This is a genomic window from Acidovorax sp. LjRoot204 (genome assembly GCF_056175785.1).
Genome location: NZ_JBGFFF010000023.1, coordinates 1 through 17,710, shown reverse-complemented (window position 1 = coordinate 17,710; position 17,710 = coordinate 1). Strand labels below are relative to the sequence as shown.

The 17,710-nt window shown below is 67.4% G+C and carries 17 protein-coding genes; 3 read left to right on the top strand and 14 right to left on the bottom strand.

The window, feature by feature from the left end:
• The 3 genes from AC04MI_RS06915 to AC04MI_RS06905 form a co-directional block, all read right to left on the bottom strand.
• Positions 1-1,257, bottom strand: coding sequence for a HAMP domain-containing sensor histidine kinase (locus AC04MI_RS06915; RefSeq protein ID WP_476497417.1), 1,257 nt, complete (start codon positions 1,255-1,257; stop codon positions 1-3).
• Positions 1,258-1,298: 41 nt separating this feature from the next.
• Entirely contained in the window at positions 1,299-2,021 is a 723-nt protein-coding gene (locus AC04MI_RS06910; RefSeq protein WP_056057318.1) for a response regulator, read from the bottom strand.
• Positions 2,022-2,171: 150 nt separating this feature from the next.
• Positions 2,172-3,566, bottom strand: a complete 1,395-nt coding sequence (locus AC04MI_RS06905) for an AmpG family muropeptide MFS transporter (protein WP_476497416.1) — start codon at positions 3,564-3,566, stop codon at positions 2,172-2,174.
• Between the two features lie 130 nt (positions 3,567-3,696).
• Between AC04MI_RS06905 and AC04MI_RS06900 the strand changes: the two genes are divergently transcribed.
• Entirely contained in the window at positions 3,697-4,548 is an 852-nt protein-coding gene (locus tag AC04MI_RS06900; RefSeq protein WP_436076506.1) for a M48 family metallopeptidase, read from the top strand.
• 18 nt (positions 4,549-4,566) lie between these two features.
• Here the strand turns inward: AC04MI_RS06900 and AC04MI_RS06895 are convergent, their stop codons facing one another.
• The 8 genes from AC04MI_RS06895 to AC04MI_RS06860 form a co-directional block, all read right to left on the bottom strand.
• The gene (locus tag AC04MI_RS06895) at positions 4,567-5,667 is read right to left on the bottom strand and encodes a GGDEF domain-containing protein (RefSeq protein ID WP_395457628.1); all 1,101 of its coding nucleotides are present in this window, start codon (positions 5,665-5,667) and stop codon (positions 4,567-4,569) included.
• A 244-nt stretch (positions 5,668-5,911) separates the two neighbouring features.
• Positions 5,912-6,550 (bottom strand): MBL fold metallo-hydrolase, encoded by a 639-nt coding sequence (locus tag AC04MI_RS06890; protein ID WP_056057330.1) that lies wholly within the window; start codon positions 6,548-6,550, stop codon positions 5,912-5,914.
• A gap of 159 nt (positions 6,551-6,709) precedes the next feature.
• Positions 6,710-7,324 carry a chemotaxis protein CheC gene (locus AC04MI_RS06885; protein WP_108496943.1) on the bottom strand — a complete coding sequence of 205 codons (615 nt, stop codon included), beginning with the start codon at positions 7,322-7,324 and terminating at the stop codon, positions 6,710-6,712.
• A gap of 1 nt (position 7,325) precedes the next feature.
• The gene (locus tag AC04MI_RS06880; RefSeq protein ID WP_225580994.1) at positions 7,326-7,688 is read right to left on the bottom strand and encodes a response regulator; all 363 of its coding nucleotides are present in this window, start codon (positions 7,686-7,688) and stop codon (positions 7,326-7,328) included.
• Between the two features lie 23 nt (positions 7,689-7,711).
• On the bottom strand, positions 7,712-9,358 hold the full coding sequence (locus tag AC04MI_RS06875; RefSeq protein WP_056057438.1) for a GGDEF domain-containing protein: 1,647 nt from the start codon (positions 9,356-9,358) through the stop codon (positions 7,712-7,714).
• Positions 9,339-9,887, bottom strand: a complete 549-nt coding sequence (locus AC04MI_RS06870; RefSeq protein ID WP_476497415.1) for a putative pterin-binding protein — start codon at positions 9,885-9,887, stop codon at positions 9,339-9,341. Before AC04MI_RS06870 ends, AC04MI_RS06875 begins: the two co-directional genes overlap by 20 nt.
• 194 nt (positions 9,888-10,081) lie before the next feature.
• On the bottom strand, positions 10,082-11,989 hold the full coding sequence (locus tag AC04MI_RS06865) for a GspE/PulE family protein (protein WP_476497413.1): 1,908 nt from the start codon (positions 11,987-11,989) through the stop codon (positions 10,082-10,084).
• Between the two features lie 25 nt (positions 11,990-12,014).
• Entirely contained in the window at positions 12,015-12,818 is an 804-nt protein-coding gene (locus AC04MI_RS06860) for an exodeoxyribonuclease III (RefSeq protein WP_056057754.1), read from the bottom strand.
• A gap of 10 nt (positions 12,819-12,828) precedes the next feature.
• Between AC04MI_RS06860 and pyrE the strand changes: the two genes are divergently transcribed.
• Positions 12,829-13,527 carry an orotate phosphoribosyltransferase gene (pyrE, locus tag AC04MI_RS06855; RefSeq protein WP_436079296.1) on the top strand — a complete coding sequence of 233 codons (699 nt, stop codon included), beginning with the start codon at positions 12,829-12,831 and terminating at the stop codon, positions 13,525-13,527.
• Between the two features lie 26 nt (positions 13,528-13,553).
• Positions 13,554-14,231: a DUF4124 domain-containing protein gene (locus AC04MI_RS06850; RefSeq protein ID WP_056057449.1), complete on the top strand. Its 678-nt coding sequence runs from the start codon at positions 13,554-13,556 to the stop codon at positions 14,229-14,231.
• A 130-nt stretch (positions 14,232-14,361) separates the two neighbouring features.
• Here AC04MI_RS06850 and gatB read toward each other — a convergent pair whose 3' ends face one another.
• The 3 genes from gatB to gatC are packed head-to-tail and all read right to left on the bottom strand — an operon-like array spanning position 14,362 to position 17,617.
• Positions 14,362-15,810: an Asp-tRNA(Asn)/Glu-tRNA(Gln) amidotransferase subunit GatB gene (gene gatB / locus AC04MI_RS06845; protein WP_476497411.1), complete on the bottom strand. Its 1,449-nt coding sequence runs from the start codon at positions 15,808-15,810 to the stop codon at positions 14,362-14,364.
• A 1-nt stretch (position 15,811) separates the two neighbouring features.
• Positions 15,812-17,305 carry an Asp-tRNA(Asn)/Glu-tRNA(Gln) amidotransferase subunit GatA gene (gatA, locus tag AC04MI_RS06840; protein ID WP_476497410.1) on the bottom strand — a complete coding sequence of 498 codons (1,494 nt, stop codon included), beginning with the start codon at positions 17,303-17,305 and terminating at the stop codon, positions 15,812-15,814.
• Between the two features lie 12 nt (positions 17,306-17,317).
• On the bottom strand, positions 17,318-17,617 hold the full coding sequence (gatC, locus tag AC04MI_RS06835) for an Asp-tRNA(Asn)/Glu-tRNA(Gln) amidotransferase subunit GatC (protein WP_008907365.1): 300 nt from the start codon (positions 17,615-17,617) through the stop codon (positions 17,318-17,320).
• Between the last annotated feature and the right edge of the window lie 93 nt (positions 17,618-17,710).

Sequence of the window (17,710 nt, the reverse complement as noted above, 5' to 3'; positions counted from 1 at the left end):
TCAGTGCGTGGATGGTGCCAGCGGCAGCGCCAGCACAAAGCACGCGCCGCTGTCGCCGTCAGCACGGTCCTGGCAGTGCACGGTGCCGTTGTGGCGGCCGGCAATCGACCGCACCAGCGCCAGCCCCAGACCCACGCCGCCCGCGCGCTCGCTGGCGCCCGGCAGCCGGTAGAAGGGCTCAAAGATGCGCTCGCGCTGGCCGGGCGGTACGCCCGGGCCGTGGTCGCACACATGCACCTCGGCGCGGCCCTGGCGGCGGTGCACCACCACGGTGATCTCGCCGGTGCTGTAGCGGCGTGCGTTTTCCAGCAGGTTGCGGATCGCCCGGCGCAGCAGCTTGGCCACGCCGCGCACCTCCAGCGAATCGGGGCTCGCGCTCACGTCCAGGTCGGCGTCCACCCGCGCGCACTCTTCGGCGGCCAGCCCAATCAGGTCCACCAGTTCCACCGTGCCCASGTCGGCCTCGCKCGCGTCGAGCCGGCTGGCCAGSAGGATCTCGTCCACCAGCTGGTCCAGCTCGGCGATGTTGCGCAGGATTTCTTCGCGGAAGGCGGGCGAGGGCTGCTGCCCGCCCATCAGCTCCAGCCCCATGCGGATGCGGGTGAGCGGTGAGCGCAGCTCGTGCGAGGCATTGGCCAGCAGCGACTTGTGCGACTTGACCAGGGTTTCCACACGCTCTGCCGCTGCGTTGAACTGGCGCGCCAGGTCGGCCACCTCGTCCTGGCCCTGCTCGGGCACCCGCACCGACAGGTCGCCTTCGCCAAATTTCTTCACGCTGCGCTGCAAGGCCTCCAGCCGCTGCGTGAGGCGGCGGATGATGGGGTACACGCCCACCGCCACCGCCAGACCCACGATGCCCAGCAGCCACAAGAAGCCGAAGGGCGGGCGGGTCCAGAAAGCCGCCTCGTCCTGGCCGGGCCCCCCGGACCGGCCGCCGTTGCGGCCCATGCGGGGCTGGCGGGGCGCCATCTGCAGGGTGAAGATCTGGCCGTTTTCCGCCTCGATGTGGAATTCCACCACCTCGCCCGGCTCGGACGGCTGGCGCGTGGCCATGCCGCGCAGCACCAGGTTGCCCCCCGGGTCGCGCACCGCCATTTCGCGCGAAGGCGGCACAAACGGCTGGTTGTTCTGGGCCTTTTGTTCCTCGGCAATGCGCCAGGCCCAGCCCACGGTGAGCGTCAGCACTGCCATGCCGCCGACTACGGCGAGCCAGATGCGCAGATAAAGGCGGCGGGAAAAAGGGTTGGACAAGGACATGCGTGGGGCGACAGCGCAGGCAGCGGGGCCTGCGTCAGCGGTCAATCTTGCTGCTTGGCAAACACATAACCGACACCGCGCACCGTGAGGATGCGGCGCGGGTTCTTGGCGTCGGCCTCGATGGCCGCGCGGATGCGGCCCATGTGCACGTCGATGGAGCGGTCAAACGCCTCCAGCTCGCGGCCGCGCACGGCCTCCATGATCTGGTCGCGCGTGAGCACCCGGCCCGCGCGCTCGGCCAATGCCACCAGCAGGTCGAACTGGTACGAGGTGAGGTCCGCCAGCTGCCCCGCCACGGTCACGGTGCGCGCGTCGCGGTCGATCTCCAGCGTGCCAAAGCGCAGCACCTGGGTGGCAGCGGCCGCGCCGCCACCATCCGTGCGCCGGCGCAGGATGGCGCGGATGCGGGCCAGCAGCTCGCGGGGCTCAAAGGGCTTGGGCAGGTAATCGTCAGCACCCAGCTCCAGCCCGATGATGCGGTCCATGGGGTCGCCCTTGGCGGTGAGCATGAGGACCGGCACCTGCGCCGCGTTGCCCTGCAGCGAGCGGATGCGGCGGCACACCTCCAGTCCATCCATGTCGGGCAGCATCAGGTCCAGGATCACCAGGTCGGGCAGCGGCCCGGCATCAGGGCCCTGCAGCTGCGCCAGGCCACTCTTGCCATCGGCACGGTGCGTGACCTGCAGGCCCGACTGGCCCAGATACTCGCCCACCATCTGCGCGAGGCGGGCGTCGTCTTCGATCATCAGCAGTTGGGAGCTCATGGGGGCAGTGTAGTAGCGAGGCTTTGAAACTGTCTTCATGGTCCGGCCCAGCCGTCTCCCCGTGTTGAAGCCCCCGTAAAGTTCCGGTAAACCGGGTGGCGAGAGGCTTCAGAAGTTGCTATTGATTTGGTAGCTTTCTGGACATATGAATCAGGCGCCACCGACCTTCTGGATGCGCGATGCCAGCCACACCAGCACCAGCACCGGCAGCCCCAGCAGTGCCGTGGAGGTGAAGAACTGGGCGTAGCCAAACGCATCCACATAGTCGCCCGAGAAGCCCGCCACGAATTTTGGCAGCAGCAGCATCATCGAGCTGAACAACGCGTACTGCGTGGCCGAGTAGCTCACGTTGGTCAGGCTCGACAGGTAGGCAATGAACGCGGCCGAGGCAATGCCGCTGGCCAGGTTGTCGGCCGACACCACSGCRATCAGCGCCGTCASGTCGTGCCCGYGSSMSGCCAGCCAGGCRAASAGCAGGTTGCTSGCCGCGCTSAGSAYSGCGCCSAGCATCAGSAYGCGCATCACGCCMARSCGCATSGACARYACGCCGCCCACRAAGGCGCCSGCCAGCGTCATGAYCACRCCGTARATCTTGSTSACSGYGGCCACYTCGTCCTTGGTGAAGCCCATGTCCACRTARAASGGGTTGGCCATGATGCCCATCACCACRTCGCTGATGCGGTAGACGGCAATCAGCGCCAGGATCAGCGCCGCATGCCAGCCATAGCGGCGCAGGAAGTCGGCAAACGGGGCCACCAGCGCGCCCTGGATCCACTCGGCGGCGTTCTTGGCAGGGGGCAGCGCCACCGGCGCAGGCTCACGCGAGAACAGCACGGTGACCACGCCCACCACCATCGACGCGGCCATGGCCAGGTACGCGGCCTGCCAGGCGCCGTTCTGGTACGCGGCGGCACCCAGGGCCACGGCCTGGCCGGCCGCGGGCGCGACCTCGGAGCGCGCGGCAATCCACAGCACACCGGCTCCGGCCCAGATCATCGCGAGGCGGTAACCCGTCTGGTACGACGCCGCCAGTGCGGCCTGGTGGTTGGCGTCGGCCGATTCGATGCGGAAGGCATCGAGCGCAATGTCCTGCGTGGCCGAGCCAAACGCCACGGCCAGCGCGCACCACACGATGGGGCCCAGTGTGAGGCGCGGGTCGGCCAGCGCCATGCCGATGAGTCCCGCCACCACCACCAGCTGTGCCAGCAGCAGCCAGCTGCGCCGCCGCCCGAGCAGCCGCGTGAGCACCGGGATGGGCATGCGGTCCACCAGCGGCGCCCACACCCACTTGAAGCCGTAGGCCAGGCCCACCCAGCTCAGGTAGCCGATGGTGCTGCGGTCGATGCCCGCCTCGCGCAGGCGAAAGCTCAGCGTGCCCAGCACCAGCAGCAGCGGCAGCCCGGCCGAAAACCCCAGCGTCAGCATGCGCAGGCTGGCGGGCTCCAGGTACACGCGCAGGGTTTGCAGCCAGGGGGTGCGCGGGGGCTTGTCCGGGGCGGTAGCGGGAGCGAGGCTGGGGGTGGAAGATGTGGAGGTGTCTGACATGGGCGAGCGGGGGTTTTGTCTATCATCGCCGACGCACCCTTGTAGCCATCCTGTCAGCCTCCATCTGCGCGGCAGGCTCTGGTGTGTTGTGTGCCAGCGCTGCTCATTATTCCTTCTGGGATTGCCTTGTATGTGTCTTTTCTGCCCCGCTCCCTCCATCGCGCCGTCGTCCCCCTGGTCCGCACGCCGCGCGTTCCTGATGGCAGCGGGCGCCGCTGCGGCCACGCCGGTGCTGGCGCAGGTGGACGTGGGTTCGGCATCCAGCCTGCGCAAGCTGGTGCCCGCCGAGACGCTGGAGCAGTCTGCCGCCCAGCAGTACCGCCAGATGCTGGAGCAGGCCCGCGCCAAGCGCGCGCTGGCGCCCGACAACCACCCCCAGCTGCAGCGCCTGCACGCCATCGCCAAGCGGCTGATCCCGTACGCCACGCCCTGGAACGACCGCGCCCGCCAGTGGCGGTGGGAGGTCAACCTGATCGGCAGCTCGCAGATCAATGCGTTTTGCATGCCCGGCGGCAAGATTGCGTTCTACACCGGCATCCTCGACCAGCTCAAGCTCACCGACGACGAGGCCGCGATGATCATGGGCCACGAGATGGCCCATGCGCTGCGTGAGCACGCACGCGAGCGCATTGCCAAGACGCAGGGCACCAACCTGGCGCTGCGCCTGGGCTCGCAGCTGCTAGGGCTGGGCGACCTGGGGCAGGCGGCGGCGGGTTTGGGCGGGCAGTTGCTCACGCTGCAGTTCAGCCGGTCTGACGAGAGCGAGGCCGACCTGGTGGGGCTGGAGCTGGCCGCGCGCGCGGGCTACCAGCCGTCGGCCGCCGTGAGCCTGTGGCAGAAGATGGGCAACGCCAGCGGCAGCAAGCAGGGCGGGCTGGCGTTTTTGTCCACCCACCCATCGGGCCCCGCGCGCATTCGCGAGCTGGAGCAGAACGTGCCCAAGGTGCAAGGCCTGTACGAGGCCGCGCGCCGCAACGGTTGAACCGTCGAGCCAGCGTATTTAAGCGCTGGCCGCCACTGCATCGGTGGCGTCTTCACCCGCCAGCTGCACCCGGTTGCGCCCCGCGTGTTTGGCGGCATACAGCGCCTGGTCTGCGCGGGCAATGGCGGCCTGCAGGTCGTCGGGCCCGTGCACCAGGGCCACGCCAAACGACAGCGTCAGGGCCAACGGCTCGGGGCCGACGGGCAGCGGTGCCCGGGCCACAGCGGCACGGATGCGCTCGGCCGTGGCGCTGGCGGCGTCCAGCGGGCTGGCGGGCATCAGTGCCAGAAACTCTTCGCCACCCCAGCGTGCCAGCACATCGCCCTCGCGCAGGTTGTCGGCCAGCACCTGGCCCATGGCCACCAGCACCTGGTCGCCCACGGCGTGGCCGTACTGGTCGTTCACGCGCTTGAAGTGGTCCACATCGCACAGCAGCAGCGTCACCGGCACACCGCTGCGCCGGCTGCGCTCCAGCGCCTCGGTGGCCTGCGCGTCAAAGTGGCTGCGGTTGGCCAGGCCGGTCAGCGGGTCGCGCGTGGCCTGCTTGCGCAGGCGCGCCTCGGCAATGAGGATGGTGCGGCGGTAGAACGCCGACAGCGCTGCCGACATGGCAAACACCACGCAGATGTGCACCCAGTTCACGATCTTCACGCTGTGCGCGGGCAGCGGGTCCAGCGGCCCCACGGCGTCGCTCAGCATGTGCAGGCCCAGGTAGTAGGCCAGCAGGGCCAGCACCATGGGCGCGGCATAGCCGCGCGTGTTGGCGATCACGATGGCGGGGATGAACATCAGCAGGTAGTAGTGAAAGCCGCTCTCCCAGCCGATGAGCAGCGAGCCCAGGGCCGAGTGCCCGATCACCTCCAGCCAGATCAGGGCCAGTGCAGCGGTGTTGTAGCGCTTCTGGATGAGCCGGTAGGCGCCCAGGTACATGGCGATGCTCAGCACATTCACGGCCGCCAGCGGCATCGAGCCCAGCCACAGAAACAGCAGGATGTAGCCCGCGTCGATGGCAGCGGCCGTCAGCGCAACCCGCTGCACCATGGCCCAGTAGGCCTTGCCCGCGAGGCTGGAGCCGCGCTGAGGTTCAAGCGGGGGGCGCGGCGCGTTGGATGGGGTCATGGCACGGGGGCACGGGCGGCCTGCAGAGGTGGCAAACCGCTCCATCGTAGCCCCCGGCGGTGTCGGGGGTGCGGCGAACTGGCAGGTATCCCGGGGTCTGATCGCCGCTGGGCACCCGGCGGCGCGGAGCACGCGACCAGGGCCTGTGACGGCCTCCGGCAACCCATTTCAAGCCCAATCGGCTGGATGCGCTAGTGGAATATGCCTGAAATGCTATGAATAAGAGAGCATTGATGGTCCATGCTCAGGTCCCGCCCACGTAGGGATTGCTTTGCCGTTCGCGCCCGAAGGTGCTCTCGGGCCCGTGGCCGGGAATGAACACCGTCTGGTTGCCCATGGGCCACAGCCGCTGCGTGATGCTGTCGATGAGCTGCTGGTGGTTGCCCTGGGGAAAGTCCGTGCGGCCAATGCTGCCCGCAAACAGCACGTCGCCGACAAACGCGCGGTCGATCTGCGGCGCGTGGAACACCACATGGCCAGGCGTGTGGCCGGGGCAGTGGCGCACGGCCAGCGTCTCGTTGCCGATCTGCACGGTGTCGCCGTCGTGCAGCCAGCGCGTGGGGGTGAAGTGCTGCGCGGGCGGAAAGCCGAACATGGCGCTTTGCTGCGGCAGCCCGTCGATCCAGAACTGGTCGCCCGGGTGGGGGCCCACGATGGGCAGCGACAGGCGCTGGGCCAGCTCGCCCGTGCCGCCGGCGTGGTCAATGTGCGCGTGGGTGAGCCAGATCTGGGACAGCGTCAGCCCGTGCTCTTCCACCGCGGCCAGCAAGGTGTCCAGGTCTCCGCCTGGGTCGATCACGGCGGCCTGCCGGGTGGCGTCGCACCAGACGATGGAGGCGTTCTGCTGGAAAGGAGTGACGGGGACGGTGAGGTAGCGGAGCATGGGATGGAGGCAGTAAACCCATCGCCCATCGGGCCAGGGCTGCTTTCTCCAAGGGGGCGATAGCGGCTGGCGCGGCGGCGGCAGGGCCGGAAGGCAACAGCCGCGAGTTTCGCACAGGGGTGTGCAGCGCCCGCCGTCCCTTGGCGGCCGCTTGGGGCCTCAGTCTGCGTCCACAGGCCGGCCCAGCAGCCGGTTCACGGCGGTGCGCAGGCCCTCGAGCGACGTGGTGTTGAGCACGAACACCACAAAGCCCTCGATCTGGCTGCTCAGCAGCTCAAAGCGGATGTGCAGGAACACCACCAGGTGGTTCTGGATGCGGGTGCCCAGGATGGTGCGGCTGTCGCCCATGTCGAACCGTGGCGGGCTCAGTTCGAACTCGTGGCCCAGCAGGTCGGACAAGGCGGCGATGCAGGCGTTGAGCATCACGTTGCCCACCTCGGTCAGCGCATCCTGCTCGATGGCGCTCAGGTCTTCGCTGGGCACGTTCTGCCCGGCGACGATGCGCACGATCTCCAGGCTGCGGTGGCCTGGAAAGATCAGCAGGGCATCGCCGTTGAGCACGCCGCGAAACGGCTGGCGCACGCCATACATGGGGTGGCCCTGGGTGCCCAGTTGCTGCGCCGCCTCGCTCACGGTGAACACGCTGACATGCGGCACCGACAGCAGCACCTCGTCGCGCAGCAGGCTGCCCATGGCGGCGGCGGCCTTGCCCACGCCGATGTTGAAGATCTCGCTCAGTGCATCGATCTGTTCGGCGTCTAGCTGGATGGGCATGTCAGGCTCCTGCGAGGGCGATGAGCTGTTGGGCGGCTTGGGCGGTGATGGGCTTGGCAATAAACACCATACCCGCTTCCTCGATGCGCTCCTGCACGGCGTTCTGCACATTGGCCGTGAGGATGGCAATGGGCACCCGGGGCAGCAACTGGCGCAACGCCAGTGCGGCATCCAGGCCGTTCATGCCGTGCATGTTGAAGTCCATGGAAACCAGGTCCACGGGGTTCTCGCGCGCCAGCTGCAAGGCTTCTTCGCCGCTGCTGGCGTGCACGATGGTCCAGTCGGGGTGGGCCTGTTGCACCAGGCCCTGCAGGATCAGGCGGGACATGCGGCTGTCATCCACAATCAAAAGGCGCAGGCTCATGGTTGTTGTGTCGTTGGTTAAGGTCAGAGTGCGGGGTGCGCCGCCTCGTGGGTCAGCACCCGGTTGCGGCCGGCGGCCTTGGCGCGGTAGAGCGCCGCGTCGGCATCGGCCATCAGCGGCTCGATGCCTGTGTGGTGGCGCTCGCTGGAAGCCATGCCGATGGAAATGGTGAACGTGACCGGGTGCCCTGCAGGCGACGCCAGGCCCAGCTGTGCGATGGCGCCCCGGATGCGCTCGGCCACCTGGCGTGCGCTGTCGGCGCTGGCATGGGGCAGCAGCGCGGCAAATTCCTCCCCGCCCAGGCGGCCGAGCAGGTCGGCCTCGCGCAGGGCCTGGCCGATGGCCTCGGCACAGGCGCGGATGGCGGTGTCGCCCATCTGGTGGCCGTACCGGTCATTGATGCGCTTGAAGTGGTCGATGTCGATCATCAGCACGGTGCAAGGTTGTCCATGGCGGCGGCAGTGGTCGAACAGGGCGGTGCTGCGCTCCATGAAGGCCCGGCGGTTCAGCAGGCCGCTGAGCGCATCGCGCGTGGCCAGTTCGCGCAGCTGGGCCTCCAGGGCCTTGTGGGTGCTGATGTCAAAGCCCCACAGCAGGTGTGCCAGCTGGCCCTCGACGTCGATGAGGCGGGCCGACAGTGAACTCCAGCGCGGGGCATGGGTGCCGATCTGCGCCTCCATGGCATCGACCTGCCCGTACTGGTCCAGGGTCTGCATGAAGCGCTGGCGTGTGTCGGGGTCGTGCAGCAGGTCGGGCAGAAACAGGGTCTGAGGAGCGGTTTTGAGCCCCAGGCGCTCGGTCAGCCGGTGGTTGATGAAATGCACGCGACCGCTCTCGACCTCGGCCAGCAGCACGTCGCTGGGGCTGGTGTCCAGGATGAAGCCCAGCAGCGCGCGGCTTTCTTCGAGCTTGCGCGTGCGCCGGGCCACGCGGTCTTCCAGCTCCCGGTTGGTTTGCGCCAGCTGCCGCGATGCGGCTTTGGCGGCGCGTGCGTCCTGCACCAGCCGGGCAATCAGCAGCGTGGTGCCCACGAGCAGAGCGCTCAGCACCACGCTGAGCACGATGAAGCGCTGGTGCAACTGCTGGCGCGCCTGGTCTGTCTGCTGGGTGCTGAACAGGTGCACGGTGGCCACCGCCTGGCGCAGGCGCTCCAGCAGCGCGTCGGACTGGCGGGTGATGTCTTCGGCCACGCGCAGCGCCTGGGTGGGTGCGGCCGTCGCCTGCGTGCGCCGCGCCGCGGTGCTGCCGGGCTCGTTGGCGCTGCCGCTGGCCTGCGACGACCAGCGCTCCACCTGAGTGCGCAACCCGTCCAGGCCCTGTGCGGTGTCCGGCAGTGCCTCGCGCAGCTGGGTGCTCACGCGCGGTCCGCGACCGCTGGTGTCGAGGGTGCTGTACAGCACGTCCAGCCGGTCGACCAGGTCTTGCGCGCTGGCCTCCCGGGCCCGCAGCTGGCGCGCCAGCAGACTCACCCGCGCCAGTTCGTTGTGTACGCTGGCGATGTACCAGAGGTCGTTTTGCTGGTGGGGCTGCGCAAGGTCCTGGGCCTGGCGCAGCGTCCACCACAGGGCCGCAGAGGTGCCCAAAGCCATGGCCACCACCAGGGCCAGCAGCCGGTGGGTGGTACGTGTGTTGCTGGCGGCGGGCTGCTGCTTAGCGGATGGAGACAGCATGGACCTGCCAGATGGTGCGGTTGACGTAGTCCTGGCCCTGCTGCAGAGCGGGGTGGGCATCAAACGGGTAGATCAGGATCAGTGGCCCCTTGTCGCGGATGCCCATGCGCTGGCCGTCGCGCCGGTAGGCCAGCACGGGGTTGTAGCGAAGCAGGTCGCTCCAGGGGATCACGACGGCATAGTCGTTCAGGGCCATCAGCACGATGCGGCTGCGTTCGCCGCCCCCGAGCTGCTCCACCAGGTGGCGCAGCGGCACACCGGTCCAGCGGTGTGTACCCGCCATGCCCAGCGCGGGAGGCAGGGCGGTGGTGATGTCTAGCGCTGGCAGTCGCTCCAGGGCCTGCAGGTCGCAGGCCTGCGCCTGACCGTCGCCGRCAGGCTGCAGTTGCAGCACGCTGCGGCCCTGGGGGGCTGGGCACAGCGGGGCGGGGTGGGCCCACAGCGGCAGGCACAGGCTCAAAGGTCCGAGCAGGGCCACCAGGGTGGCGTCTGTGCGGGCCCGCAGGGCAGCCAGGAATCGGAACAACATCGTCACCACTTTCACATCCAGCCAGCGCCCCGGGGGCCTGGAATGGCTCCAGGTGCGGTAGCTGGCACGGCTTGACTATGCCCGTGAAAGCAGGAAAACCGACTGCCGTCCAACGGAAAATTGCCGCGAGATGGGTGGTTTTGACAATTGTTGACGGTTTTTGGGGGCTTGTGAGTGACTGCCGGGGCTGAAGGCTACAGGTTGGTCGCCGCCACCACTTCGCTCATGTCGGTCAGGCCCTGCAACACCTTTTCGATGCCGTCCTGGCGCAGGGTGAGCATGCCGGCGGTGAGCGCAGAGTGCCGGATGTCCGAAGCCGGGGCCCGGTGGCGGATGTGCTGGCGAATGGCTTCGTCACTCATCATCAGCTCGTGGATGCCCAGGCGACCGTGGTAGCCGTGGCCTTCGCATTTGGCGCACCCCACGGGGCGCCACATCCGCAGCTCGCCCTGGGCGCCGCCGTATTGCTGGCGCCAGCGTCCGATCTGCGCCTGGCGCGCCTCAGCGGTGTTGTGGGTGCCACTCTCCAGGTACTGCGACGCCAGGCCCGCCAGCATGTCGTCGTCGGCCACACGCGGCTCGCGGCAGGCGGTGCACAGGCGCCGCACCAGGCGCTGCGCCAGGATGGCCAGCAGCGAGTCCGAGAAGTTGAACGGGTCGAGGCCAATTTCGAGCAGGCGCGCAATGCTCTCGGGCGCGGAGTTGGTGTGCAGGGTGGACAGCACCAGGTGCCCGGTGAGCGAGGCCTCGATGGCGATGCGTGCCGTCTCCTCGTCGCGCATCTCGCCGATCATGATCACGTCTGGATCAGCGCGCAAAAAGGTGCGCATGGCGGCGGCAAAGGTCCAGCCGATGCGTGGGTTCACCTGCACCTGGCGCAGGCCCTCCTGCGTGATCTCGATGGGGTCTTCGGCCGTCCAGATCTTGCGGCCTGCGGTGTTGATGTCGCGCACCACCGAGTGCAGCGTGGTCGTCTTGCCGCAGCCCGTGGGGCCACACACCAGCACCAGGCCATAACTTTTTTGCACCACCGCGCGCAGCGCCAGCAGGTTGGGCTGGCTCAGGCCGATGTTCTCCAGCGGCAGGGGCTTGGCGCCTGCCAGCAGGCGCAGCACAACGTCCTCCAGTCCGCGCGAGGTGGGCACCGTGACCACCCGCAGCTCCACCGGCGGGCCGCCAAAGCGGGCAAAGTCGATCTTGCCGTCCTGCGGTTTGCGGTGCTCCGAGATGTCCATGCTGGCCATGATCTTGATGCGTGCCACCATCGCAAAGCGGTAGCGCGCGGGCAGCTCCAGGTAAGGCACCAGGTCGCCATCGATGCGCAGGCGCACGCGCACGTTGTGCGGGGCGGGCTCGGTCTCAATGTGGATGTCCGACGCACGGTGGCTGATGGCTTCGTCAATCACCGAGTTGATGAGCYGCACCAGGGTGTTGTCCGACTCGCTGATCACGTCGGCCTGCTCGGTGTCTGCGTCTGGCGACGCAGTGGCCAGGTTGGTCAGCAACTCCTGCGAGGTGGCGCGTGCGCCGGCTGCCGCGCCGCCCGCGTCGGCAGGGCGGGTGCGGTAGGCCTTGTGGATGGCGGGCATCAGCGTGCCGGGCGCTGCGCGCAGCGGGATCAGCCGCCGCTGGGTCAGAAAGCGGATCTCGTCGATCAGCACGCGGTCCCAGGGGTCCGCCATCAGCAGCACCAGCGCGTCCTCGCGTGCGATCAGGGGCAGCACGGATTCGCGCTCGGCCACGGCACGGGGGATGAGTGCCAGGGCCGGCGCTTCGGGCGTGATGTCGCCGGGGTGCACGGTGTATTCACCCAGCCAGGTGGCAATCACGCTGCGCAACTGGTCCTGGGTGAGTGCCCCCCGGTCCACCAGAATCTGGCCGATGGGCCGCTGCACGCCATTGCCGCGCTCCTCCTGCTGCGCCTGCAGGCCCTCTGCCAGGTCCGGCGTGGACAGCAGCCCCGCGTGGACCAGCGCCTCGCCCAGGTGCCGGGCCTTGCCCACCGTGGGGTGGGGGGTGGAGATCTGACGCCACAGCGCTTCGGCGCTCTGGGGGCGAAAACTGTGGGCGGGAGGCGGGGCGGAGGTGCTGGCGTCGGTCATCGGGGCAGAGGGGCTGGGGCAGGGCTCAGAGGGTCAGTGCGTAGTCCACCGTGATGGGTGCGTGGTCCGAGAACTTTTCGCCCTTGTAGATATGTTCAGCACGCGCCAGCGCCGCGATCGCAGGGGTGGCCAGGTGGTAGTCCAGCCGCCAACCCACGTTGTTGGCATAGGCCTGGCCGCGGTTGCTCCACCAGGTGTAGGCGGTGTCGGTGGCGGTAGGTTGTAACTGACGGTAAACGTCTATGATGCCGCCGCCTTCATCAGTTGTGTGCAACAACTTTGTCATCCAGGCGCGTTCTTCGGGCAAAAAACCACTGTTCTTCTGGTTGCTGCGCCAGTTTTTGAGGTCGATTTGCTGGTGCGCAATGTTGATGTCGCCACACAGGATGAAGTCGCGCTCGGCCTTCAGGCGCATGAGGTGGGGGTGGAACTCCGCCAGAAAGCGGAATTTGGCCTGTTGCCGCTCTTCGCCCGACGAGCCGCTGGGAAAGTACGCACTGATGATCGACAGCTTGCGGGCGGGCGTATCAAAACGCAGCTCGACGTATCGGCCTTCTGCATCGAACTCGGTCGATCCATAGCCAATGACTACATCCGACGGCACGTGCCGCGTGTAGATGCCGACGCCCGAATAGCCCTTTTTCTGGGCAAAGTGGAAGTGCCCCTGCAGGTCGGCCAGGCGCTCGAAGCGGTTGGCCATGTCGGCGGCCTGGGCCTTGACTTCCTGCACACAAATACAATCCGGCCGCGTGGCTGCCATCCAGCTTTCCACGCCTTTGCTGGTGGCCGAGCGGATGCCATTGAGATTGAGGCTGGTTAACTTGAACAAGGATTTCCCCATGGTGGATGTTGGCGTGCAAACCCCCGAACAGGGCCAGCTGGCGCAGGATTTCGTCCGTTTTGCCGTCGAGTCGGGCGTGCTGCGGTTTGGCGAATTCAAGACCAAAGCCGGGCGCCTGAGCCCCTATTTTTTCAACGCCGGACTGTTTGATGACGGCCGCAAGATCGGCCGGCTCGCGGAATTCTATGCAAAAGCCCTGCTGGCCAGCGGCATCGAATTCGACATGGTGTTTGGCCCCGCGTACAAGGGCATTCCGCTGGCTGCCACCGTGGCGGTGGAGTTGGCGCGCCTGGGCCGCACCGTGCCCTTTGCCTACAACCGCAAGGAGGCCAAGGACCACGGCGAGGGTGGGACCCTGGTGGGAGCGCCTCTCAAGGGCCGGGTGCTCATCGTCGACGATGTGATGTCGGCCGGCACGGCCGCCCGCGAGTCCATCGCCATCATCCGCGCCGCCGGCGCCACGCCCCACGCAGTGGCCATTGCGCTGGACCGCCAGGAGAAAGCCACCGAGAATGGCCAGGACGTGGACCACAGCGCGGTGCAGTACGTGCGCAACCAACTGGGCATGCAGGTGTGTGCCATTTCACGGCTGGCAGACTTATTGCTCTTTCTTGAGAAAAATGGGGAAGAGGGGATGCGTTCCCACCACGAAAAGGTGCTGGCCTACCGCCAGCGTTACGGCGTCAACGAGGGGTAGATGGTTTGAGCAAATCGGCGTGGATCATGGGCGGGGTTCTGTTGGCCACCCTGGGCGCTGATTGGGCGCGGGCGCAAGCCCCCGGGACATCCGGCGGCATCTACACCTGCGTGGACCGCAATGGCCGGCGCCTGACGGCCGACCGTCCGATCGCTGAATGCCTGGACCGCGAGCAGCGGGAACTCGGGCCCTCGGGCATCGTGCGGCGGCAAATTGGCCCCTCGCTGACCGAGCAGGAACGCGCCGCGCAAGAGGCGCAGCGCCGCAAGGAGGCCGAAGCCCGTGCCCGCGAGCTGGAAGAACGCCGCCGCGAGCGCGCGCTGACGGCCCGCTATCCCGACAAGGCCACGCACGATGTGGAGCGCGCTGCGGCCATTCAGCTCGTCGATGACGTGACCGCCACCGCCGAAAAGCGCCTGGTCGAACTGGCCCAGCAGCGCAAAGCCTTCGATGTGGAGATGGAGTTCTACAAGAAGGACCCCAACAAAGCCCCCATGGCGCTGCGCCGCAAGATTGCCGAGAACGAAGACAGCATTGCCGAGCAGCAGCGCTTCATTGCCGGGCAGGACCAGGAAAAGCGCCGCGTGCACCAGCGCTTTGACGTGGAGCTGGCCCAGCTGCGCAAGCTGTGGGATGCGCAGCGCATGCCGCTGCCGGGCACAACGCCTGCCAGCGACGCCTCCGCTCCAGCCGCCACGCGGTGAGGGCCGCGCGGGCGGGGCGCAATTCCCTTGCCCTTGGCCTACGACGTCCACCACCCCATTTGAGACGATCTAAACAACAAAGGGCCTCGCGGCCCTTTGTTGTTGGTGTTGTTGCCAGTCGGCTTGCGCGTCAGCCCGCCAGCTTGGCGCGCAACAGTTCGTTGACCTGCGTCGGATTGGCCTTGCCCTTGCTGGCCTTCATGATCTGGCCGACCAGCGCGTTGAAGGCCTTGTCCTTGCCCGCACGGAACTGCGCCACGTTGTCGGGGTTGGCGGCAATCACCTCGTCGATGATCTTCTCCAGCGCGCCGGAGTCGTTCATCTGCTTGAGGCCCTTGGATTCGATGACGGCATCCACTTCGGTCGACTCTCCGGTCCACAGCGCATCAAACACCTGCTTGGCGGCGTTGTTGGAGATCGTGCCGTCGGCAATGCGGCCGATCAATGCGGCCAGCTGCGCTGCAGTCACAGGAGCTTGCTCGATACCGGTCTCCGCCATATTCAGGCGGCGCGACACCTCTCCCATGATCCAGTTACTGGCCAGCTTGGGCTGGCTGCAGGCTTTGGCGGCTGCTTCAAAGTATGCCGCCATGGCTTTGCTCTGCGTGAGCGTGGTGGCGTCGTACTCGGGCAGGCCATAGTCCGCCACAAAACGTGCGGCCATGGTGCGAGGCAATTCGGCCATCTGCGCACGTTCATCCTGCACCCACTGCTCTGAAATGTGTAGCGGAGGCAGGTCGGGGTCTGGAAAGTAGCGGTAGTCCGCCGCGTCTTCCTTGGTGCGCATSGYGCGSGTYTCGCCSGTGTCGGGGTCGAACAGCACGGTGGCTTGCTGGATTGCATGACCGTCTTCGATCTGCTCGATCTGCCAGCGAATTTCGTAGTCGATGGCCTGCTGCATGAACTTGAACGAGTTCAGGTTCTTGATCTCGCGGCGCGTGCCCAGTGGCTGGCCAGGCTTGCGTACCGACACGTTGGCRTCGCAGCGGAACCTGCCCTCCTGCATGTTGCCGTCGCAGATRCCRATCCAGGTGACGATCTTGTGCAGCTCSYKSGCATARGCSACGGCCTCKKCGGWSGAGCGCATGTCGGGYTCGGTCACGATCTCCAGSAGCGGCGTGCCSGCGCGGTTCAGGTCGATACCACTCTGGCCGATGAAGTCTTCATGCAGTGATTTGCCTGCGTCTTCTTCGAGGTGGGCGCGCACCAGGCGCACGGTCTTCTTCTCGTCACCCAGAAAGAACTCGACCTCGCCGCCCTGCACCACCGGGATCTCGAACTGGCTGATCTGGTAACCCTTGGGCAGATCGGGGTAGAAGTAGTTCTTGCGCGCGAAAATGCTCACGGGCGCAATGTGGGAGCCGAGGGCCAGTCCCAATTTGATAGCGCAGGCCACGGCTTCGCGGTTCATCACCGGCAAGGTACCGGGCAGGGCCAGGTCCACGGCGCAAGCTTGCGTGTTGGGCTCGGCGCCAAAGGCGGTGGGAGCGCGGCTGAAGATCTTGCTCTGGGTGGCGAGCTGGGTGTGGGTTTCGAAGCCGATGACAACTTCGTAGCCATGGATCAGTTTGGCGGTCATGTCAGAAGCCCTCCGGACGGCGGAGGTGGAAGTCGGTGGCTTGCTGCAGGCGGTGCGCAGCGTTCAGAAGGCGGGCTTCCTGGAAGTAGTTGCCCAGCAGCTGCAGGCCCACGGGCATGCCCCCCTCGCCAAAACCGGCGGGCACGCTCATGCCGGGCAGGCCGGCCAGCGAGCCGGGCAGGGTGAAGATGTCGGCCAGGTAGTCGGCCAGCGGATCGTTGCCGTGGTCGCCCAGCTTCCAGGCCACCGTGGGGGCCACGGGGCCGGCGATGACATCGCATTCCTTGAACGCGTTCTGGAAGTCGTCGGCGATCATGCGGCGGATCTTCTGTGCCTGCAGGTAGTAGGCGTCGTAGTAGCCGTGGCTCAGCACGTACGCGCCAATCATGATGCGGCGCTTGACCTCGTCGCCAAAGCCTTCGGCGCGGGTCTTCTTGTACATGTCCACCAGGTCGGTGTAGTCCTTGGCGCGGTGGCCGAACTTCACGCCGTCAAAGCGGGAGAGGTTGGACGACGCCTCGGCCGGGGCAATGATGTAGTAGACCGGGATGGACAGCTGCGTGCGCGGCAGGCTGATGGGCACGAGCTTGGCGCCGAGCTTCTCGTATTCCTTCAGGGCACCATCTACGGCGGCGCGCACATCGGGCGCCAGGCCTTCGCCAAAGAACTCGGCGGGGATGCCGATGCGCAGGCCATCGATGCTGTCGTTGAGCTTGGCGCTGAAATTCTCGGCGGGCATGTCCAGGCTGGTGGAGTCGCGGTCCGGGTCSGGGCCGCACAWGGCSGACAGCAGCAGCGCGCARTCTTCGGCCGAGCGGGCCATSGGGCCGGCYTGGTCGAGGCTGGAGGCAAACGCGATCATCCCGTAACGGCTGGCGCGGCCATAGGTGGGCTTGATGCCGGTGATGCCACAGAACGACGCGGGCTGGCGGATGGAGCCGCCGGTGTCGGTGCCGGTGACGGCCGGGGCCAGGCGCGCGGCCACGGCCACGGCGCTGCCGCCGGACGAGCCGCCGGGGATACGGTCCGTGGCCCAGGGGTTGCGCACCGGGGCGGGGGCGTCAAAGCCCACGGGGGCGACGGCGGAGTTCTCGTTGGCCGAGCCCATGGCGAACTCGTCGCAGTTGAGCTTGCCCAGCGTCACGGCGCCAGCGTCGGCCAGCTTGGTGACCACGGTGGCATCAAAGGGGGACTGGTAGCCCGCGAGCATCTTCGAGCCTGCAGTGCTGGGGAAACCTTTGGTGACAAAGATGTCCTTGTGCGCGATTGGCACGCCCGCCAGCGGGCCGGCGGTGCCTGCGGCAATGGCGGCGTCCTGGGCGCGGGCCTGGGCCAGGGTGATGTCCGGGTTCACGGCCACGTAGGCGCCCAGGTTCTGGTGGGCCTGCGCGCGGGCGAGGAAATGCTGGGCGGCCTCGACGGCCGAGACGCGGCGCTCGCGCAGCTCGGTGGCCAGCTGGGCCACGCCCAGGTCATGCAATGCGGTGGAAGTCATGCGGCGGGGCTCTTACTCGATCACTTTGGGCACGAGGAACAGGCCTCGTTCGACGGCAGGGGCGCTTTGCTGGTTGGCTTCGCGCTGGTTGGGCTCGCTGGCCACGTCCTCGCGCAGCCGCAGGGCCACGTCCTGGATAGCTGCGACGGGGTGGGCCAGGGGCGTGACGCCCGAGGTATCCACAGCCCGCATCTGTTCCACGATGTCAAAGAAGCCATTGAGCTGAGTGAGCATGCGCTCACTTTCGGAGGGCGTCAGCTCAAGCCGCGCCAAGTTGGCAATGCGGCCGATGTCCTGGGGGGTCAGTGCCATAGGGAGGAGAATCTAGAGAAACCAGAAGTAAAGCTGTGATCCGGGCTGCGCCGGAGGGAGTTATTCACAGGGGATGGGGTCAGGGGATGGGGT